This window comes from Synechococcus sp. LA31 (genome assembly GCF_018502385.1).
Taxonomy (GTDB): domain Bacteria; phylum Cyanobacteriota; class Cyanobacteriia; order PCC-6307; family Cyanobiaceae; genus Vulcanococcus.
This window is the reverse complement of sequence record NZ_CP075523.1, coordinates 2,145,666-2,157,648: the sequence shown is the minus strand read 5'-3', so window position 1 is coordinate 2,157,648 and position 11,983 is coordinate 2,145,666. Positions and strand designations below refer to the sequence as shown.

General features: G+C 67.3%; 10 protein-coding genes. 4 read left to right on the top strand and 6 right to left on the bottom strand.

Translation table 11 applies throughout. The features are described from left to right. Positions 1-5: 5 nt before the first annotated feature. Complete coding sequence (dnaJ, locus tag KJJ24_RS11725) at positions 6-1,133, bottom strand: molecular chaperone DnaJ (protein WP_214338920.1); 1,128 nt, start codon at positions 1,131-1,133, stop codon at positions 6-8. Between the two features lie 3 nt (positions 1,134-1,136). Continuing rightward, positions 1,137-1,817, bottom strand: a complete 681-nt coding sequence (grpE, locus tag KJJ24_RS11720) for a nucleotide exchange factor GrpE (RefSeq protein ID WP_214338918.1) — start codon at positions 1,815-1,817, stop codon at positions 1,137-1,139. An 80-nt stretch (positions 1,818-1,897) separates the two neighbouring features. Here grpE and KJJ24_RS11715 point away from each other — a divergent pair, with 80 nt between their 5' ends. The 3 genes from KJJ24_RS11715 to KJJ24_RS11705 all read left to right on the top strand — a co-directional run bounded on the left by KJJ24_RS11715 (position 1,898) and on the right by KJJ24_RS11705 (position 6,172). Beyond that, complete coding sequence (locus KJJ24_RS11715) at positions 1,898-3,745, top strand: GspE/PulE family protein (RefSeq protein WP_214338916.1); 1,848 nt, start codon at positions 1,898-1,900, stop codon at positions 3,743-3,745. Between the two features lie 82 nt (positions 3,746-3,827). After that, positions 3,828-4,910, top strand: coding sequence for a type IV pilus twitching motility protein PilT (locus tag KJJ24_RS11710; protein ID WP_214338914.1), 1,083 nt, complete (start codon positions 3,828-3,830; stop codon positions 4,908-4,910). 14 nt (positions 4,911-4,924) lie between these two features. After that, on the top strand, positions 4,925-6,172 hold the full coding sequence (locus KJJ24_RS11705; RefSeq protein WP_214338912.1) for a type II secretion system F family protein: 1,248 nt from the start codon (positions 4,925-4,927) through the stop codon (positions 6,170-6,172). 11 nt (positions 6,173-6,183) lie between these two features. Here the strand turns inward: KJJ24_RS11705 and KJJ24_RS11700 are convergent, their stop codons facing one another. After that, positions 6,184-7,494: an NAD(P)/FAD-dependent oxidoreductase gene (locus tag KJJ24_RS11700; RefSeq protein ID WP_214338910.1), complete on the bottom strand. Its 1,311-nt coding sequence runs from the start codon at positions 7,492-7,494 to the stop codon at positions 6,184-6,186. Between the two features lie 25 nt (positions 7,495-7,519). Between KJJ24_RS11700 and dusA the strand changes: the two genes are divergently transcribed. Further along, entirely contained in the window at positions 7,520-8,518 is a 999-nt protein-coding gene (gene dusA / locus KJJ24_RS11695) for a tRNA dihydrouridine(20/20a) synthase DusA (RefSeq protein WP_214338909.1), read from the top strand. A 40-nt stretch (positions 8,519-8,558) separates the two neighbouring features. On the opposite strand, the gene KJJ24_RS11690 is transcribed toward dusA, so the two are convergent. The 3 genes from KJJ24_RS11690 to KJJ24_RS11680 all read right to left on the bottom strand — a co-directional run bounded on the left by KJJ24_RS11690 (position 8,559) and on the right by KJJ24_RS11680 (position 11,979). Beyond that, the gene (locus KJJ24_RS11690; RefSeq protein ID WP_214338907.1) at positions 8,559-9,053 is read right to left on the bottom strand and encodes an RNA-binding protein; all 495 of its coding nucleotides are present in this window, start codon (positions 9,051-9,053) and stop codon (positions 8,559-8,561) included. Between the two features lie 82 nt (positions 9,054-9,135). Further along, positions 9,136-10,536: an argininosuccinate lyase gene (gene argH / locus KJJ24_RS11685; RefSeq protein ID WP_214338905.1), complete on the bottom strand. Its 1,401-nt coding sequence runs from the start codon at positions 10,534-10,536 to the stop codon at positions 9,136-9,138. A 27-nt stretch (positions 10,537-10,563) separates the two neighbouring features. After that, the gene (locus KJJ24_RS11680) at positions 10,564-11,979 is read right to left on the bottom strand and encodes a PP2C family protein-serine/threonine phosphatase (RefSeq protein ID WP_371811728.1); all 1,416 of its coding nucleotides are present in this window, start codon (positions 11,977-11,979) and stop codon (positions 10,564-10,566) included. Positions 11,980-11,983: the final 4 nt, after the last annotated feature.

Sequence of the window (11,983 nt, the reverse complement as noted above, 5' to 3'; positions counted from 1 at the left end):
GTGGTTCACCCGAACAGGCCGCCGAACAGGCCGCTCTTATGCGGATGCTTATGGCCCTTGGCGGTGTGGTGGCCGGCCAATTGCTCCAGCAGCTCGCGCTCCTCGCGGTTGAGCTTGGTGGGCAGCTGCACCTTGATCGCAATCATGTGGTTGCCGCGGGCCACCGGATTCCCCAGCTTGGGCACGCCCTTGCCGGTGAGGGTGAGCACAGCCCCGGGCTGGGTGCCAGCGGGGATCTCCAGCTGCTCGGCGCCATCCACGGTTTCCACTTCAATCGTGTCGCCGAGGATCGCCTGGAGGTAATTCACCACCACCTCGGAGTGGATGTTGATGCCATCGCGCCGCAGCTGCGGATGCGATTGCACCGTGAGAAACACATACAGATCACCAGCGGGGCCGCCGCGCTGGCCGGCATTGCCTTCATTGGCCACCCGCAAGCGCGTGCCGCTGTCGACACCGGCGGGAATATTGATGCGCAGCTTCTTGCGCACCTGCTGCACGCCCTGACCGCCGCAGGCATTGCAAGGATCGGCAATCACCTGGCCGCTGCCCTCGCAGGTGGGGCAGGGAGCCACCTGGGTGAAACTGCCGAAGGGGGTGCGGGTGGCGCGGCGCACCTGGCCGGCACCACCGCAGGTGCCGCAGGTGGTGGGGCCACTGCCGCTCTTCGCCCCGGAGCCGCTGCAGGTGCTGCAGGTTTCCAGATGGCGAATCTGGATCTCCTTCTCCTTGCCAAACACCGCTTCGCTGAAGCTCACGGTGAGGTCGAAGCGCAGGTCGTCGCCTTGGCGCGGACCGCGGCGGCGGGCACCGCCACCACCCGGGCCGCCCACGCCACCACCGAAGCCGCTGAAGAAGGTTTCAAACAGGTCGGCAAATCCGCCCATATCGCCCATATCGGGCATGCCGCCACCACCACCCAGGCCGGCTTCGCCGAACTGGTCGTAGCGGGCGCGGGTCTGGGGATCGCTCAGCACCTCATAGGCGCGTCCGATCTCCTTGAACTTGTCCTCCGCGCCGGGCTCTTTGTTGATATCGGGGTGGTACTGGCGCGCCAAACGCCGATAGGCCCGCTTGAGGGTGTCGGCATCTGAGTCGCGGGCGACCCCCAGCAAGTCGTAGTAGTCGGCCATCGATCAGGCCTCGTTCTCGGCCTGTGCACTCTCGGCCGGAGCGGCCGTTTCACCGCCGCTGGGGCCAGGGCCCATCGACACTTTCACCAAGGCGTGGCGCAGCACCCGGCCGTTGAGGTGATAACCGCGCTGGAGCTCGGCGATCACGACATCTTCATGGTGCTCATCGCTGGGCTCGCGCAGCACCGCTTCGTGCAGGTTGGGATCAAAGGGCTCGCCCTCCACCCGCATCGGCGACACGCCCAGCTGCTTGAACACATCCACCAGCTGTTTGTAGAGCCCCTGATAACTGCGGTGGATGGTCTGCGCTTCCTCCGCCTGGGGTTCAAGCTGCTGGCGCGCCCGCTCGAAGTTGTCCACCACCGGCAGGATCTCGCTCAGGGTGGTGCAGGCAATCTGCACGCGCAGATCGTCTTGGTCGCGGCTTTGGCGCTTGCGGAAGTTGTCGAAATCAGCGGCGATGCGCATGTATTGGCTACGCACCGTTTCGTGCTCGGCCTTGAGAGCCTCCAGCTCCGCCTCAAGCTCGCGCACCCGCTGCTCCGGATCGGCGCTGGCTGCCGCTTCGGTGGCAGGGGCCTCAACCTCAGGCACAGCATCCGCAGTGGCGGACTGCTCAACCTCAACCGCTGTGTTGAGGGTCTCGGCGGATTCCTGGGAGAGGGGGGTCGCTTCGCCGCTCATGCTGACCGAACCGGAAATCTGATCTAGACATGTTGGTGTGAAGGGGCACCCCCCCACAAGCGGCGGAAGCCCGCACCTCCATGACCCGCACGCCCACTCGGCCCGTGCCCGCCGCGGCCAGCGCTGATCAGCAGCGGCTGGAGGTTGAGCTGCTCTTGGGGGAAGCGGTGCTCAACAGCCAGGCCCTACGGGCCGCCGGCACGGAGCGCTGGGGCTGGGAACAGACCTTCTCAAAGCAACGCTGCCAAGAGCTGGGCTGCCTGCCGGTGGAGCGGCGAAACGGCACCCTGGTGCTGGCTATCCCCAGCCATTGGGGACCGGAGCAGCGCGACAGCCTGCAGCAGATCGCCGCGGCCGCCGCTCTGCCCATCAGCCTGCGCCTGGCCCTGCCCGATGAGCTGACCGCCGCGCTTCAGGCTGCTCTCAACGACACGGCCACCGCAGCGGAGAAGCACCAACCAGCAACCGCCAGCGCCACCCCGATCAGCCCAGCACCGCCGCGGCCAGCACCTGGCGCCTCCCTGGTGCACGACCTGCAGCTGGAGGAGACCCTCGAGGAAGCGCCCAGCAACGGCGTCGACGAGATGGATGTAGAGGCCAGCCTCTCGGCCTCCAATGCTTCACCGGTGGTGAGCCTGGTGGACCGGATCCTGGTGCAGGCCCTGCAGCGCAACGCCAGCGACATCCACATCGAACCCCAAGACGATGGGCTGCTGATTCGCCTGCGCCAGGACGGCGTGCTTGAGCAGCTCGACAAGCTGCCAAAGAACCTCACCCCTGCGGTGACCTCCCGCCTCAAGATCATGGCGGACCTGGACATCGCCGAGCGGCGCCTGCCCCAGGACGGCCGCATCCGCCGCCGCTACCGAGGCAAGTTGTTTGATCTGCGGGTCAGCACCTTGCCCACCCGCTACGGCGAAAAGGTGTGCATGCGCCTGCTCGACAGCGGCACGACCCACCTGGGACTCAACAAGCTGATCACCGATCCGGTAGCCCTGGCCAGCGTGCGCGAGATGGGCGGCAAACCCTTCGGGATGCTGCTGGTGACGGGGCCCACCGGCTCGGGCAAGAGCACCACCCTCTACTCACTGCTGGCGGAGCGCAACGACCCGGGGGTGAACATCTCCACCGTTGAAGACCCGATCGAATACACCCTCAGGGGCATCGCCCAGACCCAGGTGAACCGGGAGAAGGGCTACGACTTTGCCCTGGCCCTGCGGGCCTTCATGCGCCAAGACCCGGACGTGCTGCTGGTGGGTGAAACCCGCGACCAGGAAACCGCCAAAACCGCCATCGAAGCGGCCCTCACCGGCCACCTGGTGCTTACCACCCTGCATTGCAACGACGCGCCCAGTGCCATCGCCCGCTTAGCGGAGATGGGGGTGGAGCCGTTCATGGTGAGCGCCTCACTGATGGGGATCGTGTCGCAGCGGCTGGTGCGGCGGGTCTGCCCCGATTGCCGGCAGGCGTATCACCCCAGCGAGCAGGAGCTGGGCCGCTTCGGCTTGTTTGCCAGCAACGAGCAAGCCATCACCTTCTTCAAGGCCAGCCGTCACCAGGGCGACAGCACGGCGGTGTGCCCCACCTGCCAGGGCCTGGGCTACCGCGGCCGCGTGGGGGTGTACGAGGTGCTGCGCATCAACGAAACCCTGGCCAGTGCCATCGCCCAGCAAGCGAGCACCGATCGGATCCGCAAGCTGGCGATCGAGGCCGGCATGAAAACGCTGCTGGGCTACGGCCTCGATCTGGTGCGCCAGGGCCACACCACCCTCGAGGAGATCGAGCGCATGATCCTCACCGATTCCAGCCTGGAATCAGAGCGCCGGGCCAAGGCGCTGCACACGATCACCTGCGGCGGCTGCGGCGCCGGCATGCGCGATGAATGGCTGGAGTGCCCCTACTGCCTCACGCCACGGGCGATCACCTAAGCGGGGCCCAGCACCACGGCAGCGCCGTTGCCGCCTCGATCCGCCCCACCCACACTGACGGCAGAACGCATCCCGCCCGGCCATGGAGCTCCAGATCGAGCAGCTGATGGAGGAGCTGGTGGAGAGCGGCGGTAGCGATCTGCACCTGGCAGCGGGACAGCCCCCCTACGGACGCTTCAGCGGAGCGCTGCGACCCATGCGCGAGGAGAAGCTCAGCGAAGACCAGTGCAACCGCCTGATCTTCTCGATGATCAACAACGCCCAGCGCAAGCAGCTGGAGCAAACCTGGGAACTCGACTGTGCTTACGGCTTGCGGGGGGTGTCGCGCTTCCGCGTGAATGTGTACCGGCAGCGGGGCAGCTACGCCGCCTGCCTGCGGGCCCTGGGCAGCTCGATCCCCAGCCTCTCCAGCCTGAATCTGCCGCCGGTGGTGGAAGAAACGAGCCGGCGGCCGCGGGGGCTGATCCTGGTGACCGGGCCCACCGGCTCCGGCAAAACCACCACCCTGGCGGCCCTGCTGGATCACATCAACCGCAGCCGCGCCGAGCACATCCTCACGATCGAGGACCCGATCGAATTCACCTACCGCAATGAGCAAAGCGTGATCCACCAGCGCCAGCTGGGGGAAGACACCCGCAGCTTCGCCGCGGCCCTGCGGGCGGCCCTGCGCGAGGACCCCGACGTGATCCTGGTGGGGGAGATGCGCGACCTGGAAACGATCCAGCTGGCGATCACCGCAGCGGAAACAGGTCACCTGGTGTTTGGCACATTGCACACCAGCTCCGCCGCCCAGACGGTGGATCGCATGGTGGATGTGTTCCCGGCTGAGCAGCAGACCCAGATCCGCGTGCAGCTGAGCAGTTCGCTGGTGGGGGTGTTCTCGCAGACCCTGTGCAAACGGCTGAACCCCATGCCGGGCCAGTTCGGGCGCGTGATGGCCCAGGAGATCCTGATCAACACGCCAGCCATCGCCAACCTGATCCGCGAGGGCAAAACGGCGCAGCTCTATTCCCAGATCCAAACCGGCGGCCAGCAGGGCATGCAGACCCTGGAACGGGCCCTGGCCAACCTGGTGGTGCAAGGGGCTGTGAGCCGCGAGGAGGCGATGGCCAAGGCCAGCAAACCGGAGGAACTGGGCCGCCTGCTCGACGGCCAGAGCGGCTGAGCGGAGCCGCCCCCATGCCCAACTTCAGCGCTACCTACACCACCCGCGCCGGCCAAACCCGCCAACTGCGCCTGCAGGCCGCCGATGTCGCCAGCGCCCGCCGCGACCTACGCCGCCGCGGCATCGTGCCCAGCGCCCTGGAGCTAGTGGAGGGAACAGGCCGCGGCGCCGCCGTGCCGGCCACCACCGTGTTTGGCCTGGATCTCTCCGGCCTGCTGGAGGCCCGGCCTGGCATCCGCGAGAAAGCGCTGTTCGCCAACAAGCTGGCGGCGCTGGTGGATGCCGGGGTGCCGATCGTGCGCAGCCTCGATCTGATGGCGCGGCAACAGCGCATGCCCCTGTTCAAGCGGGCGCTCACGGCGGTGAGCACCGATGTGAACCAGGGCGGCAGCCTCGGGGCGGCGCTGCGGCGCTGGCCGAAGGTGTTCGACAAGCTCACCATCGCCATGGTGGAAGCGGGAGAGGCCGGCGGTGTGCTCGATGAGAGCCTGCGGCGCCTGGCCAAGTTGCTGGAGGGCAACGCCAAGCTCCAAAACCAAATCAAGGGGGCGATGGGCTACCCGGTGGCAGTGCTGGTGATCGCGGTGCTGGTGTTCCTGGGGATGACGATCTTCCTGATCCCCACCTTCGCGGGGATCTTTGAAGACCTGGGCGCCGAGCTGCCCGTGTTCACCCAGCTGATGGTGGATCTGAGCAAGCTGCTGCGCTCCTCCTTCTCGCTGCTGCTGGTGTTGGTCCTCGTGGTGGGGGGCTGGCTGTTCAGCCGCTACTACGCCACCGCCGATGGCCGCCGCCGGGTGGATGGCCTGCTGCTGCAACTGCCCCTGTTCGGCGACCTGATCCAGAAAACAGCCACAGCCAAGTTTTGCCGCACCTTCAGCTCCCTCACACGAGCTGGGGTGCCGATCCTGCTCTCGCTCGAGATCGTGCAAGAAACGGCAGGCAACGCCGTGATCGCCGACGCGATCGTGGCCTCCCGCCAAGACGTGCAAGAGGGCATTCCCCTGAGCGTGGCCCTCGGACGCAAACAGGTCTTCCCCGAACTGGCCCTGAGCATGCTCGCCATCGGCGAGGAAACCGGCCAGATGGACACGATGCTCTCCAAGGTGGCCGACTTCTACGAAGACGAAGTGGAAGCCGCCGTGAAGGCACTCACCTCGATGCTCGAACCCGCCATGATCGTGATCGTGGGCGGCATCGTGGGCTCAATCCTGCTGGCGATGTATCTGCCGATGTTCTCGATCTTTGATCAGATCAAATAGCCACGGCCGCATCAGGAACCCACAGCCGCGATCGCCTGCCCCGCGAGCCAGCCAGAGCTCCAGCAGTGCTGGAAGTTGAAGCCGCCGGTGATGCCATCCACATCCAACAGCTCACCGGCCAGGTAGAGCCCAGTGGTGAGTCGGCTTTCCATGGTGGCCAGGTTCACCTCCCCCAGGGGCACGCCGCCGGCGGTGACGAACTCTTCACCAAAAGGGCCGCGGCCGGCCACCGGGTAGCTGCTGCGCCGCAGGCTTTCGATCAAGCCCTGCTGCTGGCGTTTGCCCAGATCAGCCCAACGACGCTCCGGCTCCACCCCCTGCTGATCGAGAAGGTGCTGCCAGAGGCGGCGGCTCAGCGCCGGCCAAGGGCGGGCGTTGCTGAGCTGGCGCCGGGCCTGATCGCGGCGGCACTCGGCAAACAGCTGCTCCAGCTGGGGCTGGCTACGGCCACCGCTCCAGTCGACCCGCAAAGTGCCCCGGTAGCCGCCATGGTGCAGCGCTCGCGCCGCAAAGGCCGTGAGCCGCAGAGCGGCAGGCCCGCTTAAGCCCCAGTGGGTGATCAACAGCGGACCCGACTGGCGAAAGCGATGGGCCATACCCGGCGGCGCTGGAGCGGCGATCTGATCCAGGTCGATCTCCAGCTCGAGGTCGACCGGATCCATCACCACCCCGGCTAACGCCACCAGCGGATTGGGCTTGAAGGCCAGCGTGAACAGGGAGGGCACCGGCGCCACCAGGCCATGGCCAAGGCTCTGGGCCAGGCGCCGCCCGCTGGGATGGCTGCCGGTGGCCAGGAGCAGACGATCGGCGGTGAGCGACACCGCTGCGGCCTCAGCTCCAGCCTGGGAACCGCGTCGCACATCCAGCGCAAAGCCCCCCTGGGGCCGCTGCCGTGCTGCCTGGAGCGCGCAGTGGGTGCGCAGCTCCACACCGGCCGCGGCCGCCGCACGGCGCAGGCACTGAATCACCGCCGTGGAGCGATTAGCCCGCGGAAACATGCGGCCATCCGCCTCCTCCACCAGCTCCAGGCCGTGCTCGTCGAACCAAGCCACCGCATCGCCGGCAGCAAAGCGGCTGAAGGGGCCGCGCAGGGCCTTGCCACCGCGGGGATAGGACCCCACCAGCTCCCTGGGATCCCAGCAGGCGTGGGTCACATTGCAACGGCCGCCCCCGCTGATCAGCACCTTGCCCAGGGGCTCCGGGGTGCTTTCAAGCACCAACACCCGCTGCAGCCCGGCCTCCGCCGCGGCAATCGCCGCCATGAAGCCGGCCGGTCCACCACCAGCCACCACCAGCGACCAGTGCTCAGAAGAGGAGGGCATCGGCGTGAAAGGCGAGCATGGAGCGATGCCCGATTCGCTGCTGAACGGGGCCTACCGCTTCAGTGTGGCCCCGATGATGGACTACACCGATCGGCACTTCCGGGTGCTGATGCGGCAGATCACTCGGCGCAGCCTGCTTTACACCGAGATGGTGGTGGCCCAGGCGCTGCACTACAGCGAGCGGCGCGAGCGCCTGATCGATTTCGACCCGATCGAGCATCCGATCGCCCTGCAGGTGGGCGGCGACGATCCGCAACTCTTGGCGGAGGCCGCCCGGATCGCCGCCGATCGCGGCTACGACGAGATCAACCTCAACGTGGGTTGCCCCAGCGAGAAGGTGCAGAAGGGGCGCTTCGGGGCCTGCTTGATGGCTGAACCGGATCACGTGGCCCGCTGCATCAGTGCCATGGCCGCGGCCTCACCGCTGCCGGTCACGGTGAAGCACCGCATCGGCATCGATGAGCGGGATTCCTACGCGGAGCTGCTGGCCTTCGTGGATGCGGTGGCTGCAGCTGGGGCGCAGCGGTTCAGCGTGCACGCCCGCAAGGCCTGGCTGGAGGGCCTCGATCCCAAACAAAACCGCACGATCCCGCCCCTGCGCTACGAGCTGGTGCATCAGCTCAAACGAGAGCGGCCCGCTCTCACGATCGAACTGAATGGCGGCCTGCTCGATCTGGCCAGCTGCTCTGAGCAGCTGCAACAGGTGGATGGCGTGATGGTGGGCCGGGCCGCCTACGATCACCCCCTGCGCTGGGCCACGGTGGACCGCGACCTGTTCAGCGACAGCAGCCAACCGATGGCCAGTGCCTCAACGGTGGTGCGGGGTTTGATCCCCTATGCCGAGGGCTGGTGCAACGGCGGCGGCCGCCTCTGGGCCATTGCCCGGCATCTGGTGCAGGTGGTGGAAGGCGTGAGCGGGGCGCGCCATTGGCGCCGCGATCTCGGCCTGGCCGCTGGAGCCCGCGATGCAGGCCCCGAGGTGTTCGAGCGCGCGGCTGCCCAGCTGGAGGAGCGGGGGCTCTAAACGAGCCTCAACCCCAGCAATCGAGCGGCCCCGTCAGGCTTCAGTCGCCACCACCGCTGCTGCGCCGCCGGCGGGTGCGGCCCGCTCCAAAGGAATCACCAGCGCGATCGCCGCCGCCGCCGTAGCTGCGGTCTTCCCAACCGCGTGCACCGGACGAACGCTCGCCAGCTCCGTAAGCAGCGCGATCGCCGCCGCCATAGCTGCCTCCGCCGCCAGCGCCATCACCGCCGCGCCGGGGGCCACGGTCACCACCTCCGTAGCCGCCACCACTGCCGCCGCCGCCGCCGCCGCTACTGCGGGGTTCGGCTTTGTTGATGCGCAGGGGGCGACCCATCAGCTCTGCGCCCTGGAGGGCGTCGATGGCGCGTGATTCGCTGTCCTCGTCGGCCAGTTCCACAAACGCAAAGCCCCGCTTTCGGCCTGTATCCCGCTCCAGGGGCAGGAAACAGTTGGTGATTTCACCGAAAGGGGTAAACAGCTCGGCCACGTCCTCCTGTTCCGCGCGGAAGGGGAGGTTGCCAACAAAAATGCTCACAGGCCGAGGGGGCCGATCAGGCAGAAATTCAGCTCAAAAAGCCTAAGGCGGCCGAGACGATTCGGCAGGTACCGGCCCGGCGTTAGGCCACCCCTTCAAGCCGCGCCCTGGCTCGCCCCAGCTGAAGCCGCACCTGATCAAACGCCGTGCCGCCTTCGCTGCGGCGCGCTGCCACCACCTGGCGAGGGTGAATGGCCTCGTAGATGTCGGCCTCAAAGCCAGGGTGCAGCTGCTGCCAGCGCTCCAGCGGCAGATCCCGCAGCAGGATTCCCTCCTGCAAACAACCCTTCACCAGTCCGCCCACCAGCTGGTAGGCCTCGCGGAACGGCACCCCTTTGGCCACCAGATAGTCGGCCACATCAGTGGCATTGGAGAAATCCGAGCCCACAGCAGCCTCCAGCCGCTCCGGGCGGAACTGCAGGCCCTCCTCAAACAAGATCGCCATCGCCTCCAGGCAGGCCAGGGTGGTGGCCACGGCGTCGAAGAGGGCTTCCTTGTCTTCCTGGAAGTCTTTGTTGTAGGCGAGGGGCAGGCCCTTGATCATCACCAGAAGCCCCTGCAGATGGCCGAACACGCGGCCGCACTTGCCGCGCACCAGCTCGGGCACATCCGGGTTTTTCTTCTGGGGCATCAGGCTGCTGCCGGTGGCGCAGCGATCGGTGAGCTTCACGAAGCTGAACTCCTCGCTGGCCCAGAGGATCACCTCCTCGCTCAACCGGCTGAGGTGCACCATCACCAGGCTGGCGGCGGCGCTGAACTCCACGGCGAAGTCGCGGTCGCTCACCGCATCGAGGCTGTTGGCGTACACGTCGTCGAAGCCCAGGGCCGCAGCGGTGTGGCGGCGATCGATCGGCACCGGCGTGCCGGCCAGGGCCGCAGCCCCCAGCGGGCAGATGTTCACGCGTTTGCGCAGATCGCGCAGCCTGGCCCGGTCACGCTCGGCCATCTCCACATAGGCCAGCAGGTGGTGGGCCAGGCAGATGGGCTGGGCCCGCTGCAGGTGGGTGTAGCCCGGGATCATCACCTCGGCGTGGGCCTCAGCCTGATCCAGCAACGCCCGCTCGAAGCGCACCAAGGCGCTGTCGATCGCATCGATCTGGCCGCGCAGCCACAGGCGCAGATCGGTGCCCACCTGATCGTTGCGTGAGCGGCCGGTGTGCAGCTTTTTGCCCAGGGGGCCGAGGATCGCGATCAGGCGGCGCTCCACCGCGAAGTGCACGTCTTCATCGTCGAGGCCGGGGTTGAACTGGCCGGCAGCGGCTTCGCTACGCACTTGCTCCAAGCCCACCACCAGTTGCTCGGCTTCCTCGGCCGTGATCACGCCGGTGCTGGCAAGCATGCGGGCGTGGGCGATGGAGCCGTCGAGGTCGTGTTGCAGCAGGGTGATGTCGAAGCCGATCGACGCGTTGAAGCGCTCGATCGCCGGATGCAGCCCCTCCTCAAAACGCTGACTCCAGGTGGAGGAAGACGACTCAACCGCCATCGGGGCCCGGCTCGATCACACTGAATCTCAGCTTGGCAGGCGGCTCAGCGAGGGCAGCATCACCTCCTCGCGCACCTTGAGCACCACCATCGAGGCATCGTCGTCCAGCTGGCGATCAGCACCCACGAAGCGATCCAAACGGGTGAAGAGCTGATCGAGGATCCCCTGGGCGCCAACCCCGGAGCGGCAGGCCGCTTGAAAGGCGGTGATCAGCCGCTCCTCGTCGTAACGCTCGCCGTTGAGGCCACTGGCTTCGGTGACGCCGTCGGTGTAGCAGAGCAGCACATCGCCTGGGTCGAGCACGATCTGCTCGCAGCCATAGTTGGCTTCAGGTTGCAGGCCGATCAACAATCCCGGCGCATCGAGGCGATCCACGGCGTTGCGCATGCGGCGCCAGATCAACGGCGGGTTGTGGGCAGCGTTGGCGTAGCGAAGCAGGCGGGTGCGGGGGTCGTAATCGGAATAGAAGAGGGTGACGAAGCGGTGTGACTGGGCCAGGTCTTCCTGGGCTAGCTGATTGAGGTCGTGCAGGATTCGATCCGGTGGCAGACCGCTGAGCACCTCCGCCCGCAGCATGCCCCGCAGCAGCGTCATCAACAGGCTGGCGGGCACCCCCTTCCCCATCACATCACCCACCACCAGCGCCCAGCGGCCCTGCTCGCGGCGGCGACCCAGCAGTTGCGGGCGGGTGGGAATGAAGTCGTAGTAGTCGCCGCCCACCTGGAAGGCGGGCCGGCAGCGGGCCGCCAGTTCCACCCCTTCGATCACTGGGCAGTGGTCCGGCAGCAGCTGGGCCTGGAGCTCCGCGCCGGTGGAGAGCTGCCGGTCGACACGCTCATGGCGCCGCGCCTCCTGCAACAGCTGCTCGTTTTCAATCGCCACACCGGTGAGATCCGCCACCAGTTGGGCGTGTCCGCGGTGGCTTTCGCTCCAACTCAGGCCCGTGCGAGGGCCATACACATAAAGCCGGCCACGGCAGCGGCTGCGGGCCACCACGGAGGTGGCAAACAAGGGGCGATCGGTGAGCTGGCGGCGCACCAGGCGATCCAGCAGCGCCGCGACGGCCGCATCACCGGAAGCCTGCAGCAGCTCGTCGTCGGGGAGGGCTGCCAGCTGCCGCAGTACCTCAGGCGCACTGCCATGCAGCTGCTCGCGCCAGAGGCGGCCATCGGGGTGAAACACCACCAGCAGAGCACCGTCACCCTCCACCAGGCGCGCTGCTACCAAGGGCACGAGCTCAAGGAAGCGGCTGAGGTTGGTAAAGCTGCGCAGGGCAAAGCCCAGGGAAGCGAGCAGCTCGTGATTACGGCGCTGCTCGCGGTTGAGGCTGTCGAGCAGCTGGCGCACCGAAGCCAGCGCCGATGGCGGCCGCGGGGTGGTGGCGCGGTCGGCGTGGATCTGAAGCGGAGGGTCAGACCGCCGTGGGGGCGGCTTGCTGCTCACCGAG

Excerpts from the sequence above, each read along its gene's own strand:
- dusA (WP_214338909.1), top strand. The coding sequence starts at position 7,520 with ATGCCCGATTCGCTGCTGAACGGGGCCTACCGCTTCAGTGTGGCCCCG.
- KJJ24_RS11700 (WP_214338910.1), bottom strand. The coding sequence starts at position 7,494 with ATGCCCTCCTCTTCTGAGCACTGGTCGCTGGTGGTGGCTGGTGGTGGA.
- KJJ24_RS11715 (WP_214338916.1), top strand. The coding sequence starts at position 1,898 with ATGACCCGCACGCCCACTCGGCCCGTGCCCGCCGCGGCCAGCGCTGAT.
- KJJ24_RS11710 (WP_214338914.1), top strand. The coding sequence starts at position 3,828 with ATGGAGCTCCAGATCGAGCAGCTGATGGAGGAGCTGGTGGAGAGCGGC.
- dnaJ (WP_214338920.1), bottom strand. The coding sequence starts at position 1,133 with ATGGCCGACTACTACGACTTGCTGGGGGTCGCCCGCGACTCAGATGCC.
- KJJ24_RS11705 (WP_214338912.1), top strand. The coding sequence starts at position 4,925 with ATGCCCAACTTCAGCGCTACCTACACCACCCGCGCCGGCCAAACCCGC.
- grpE (WP_214338918.1), bottom strand. The coding sequence starts at position 1,817 with ATGAGCGGCGAAGCGACCCCCCTCTCCCAGGAATCCGCCGAGACCCTC.
- argH (WP_214338905.1), bottom strand. The coding sequence starts at position 10,536 with ATGGCGGTTGAGTCGTCTTCCTCCACCTGGAGTCAGCGTTTTGAGGAG.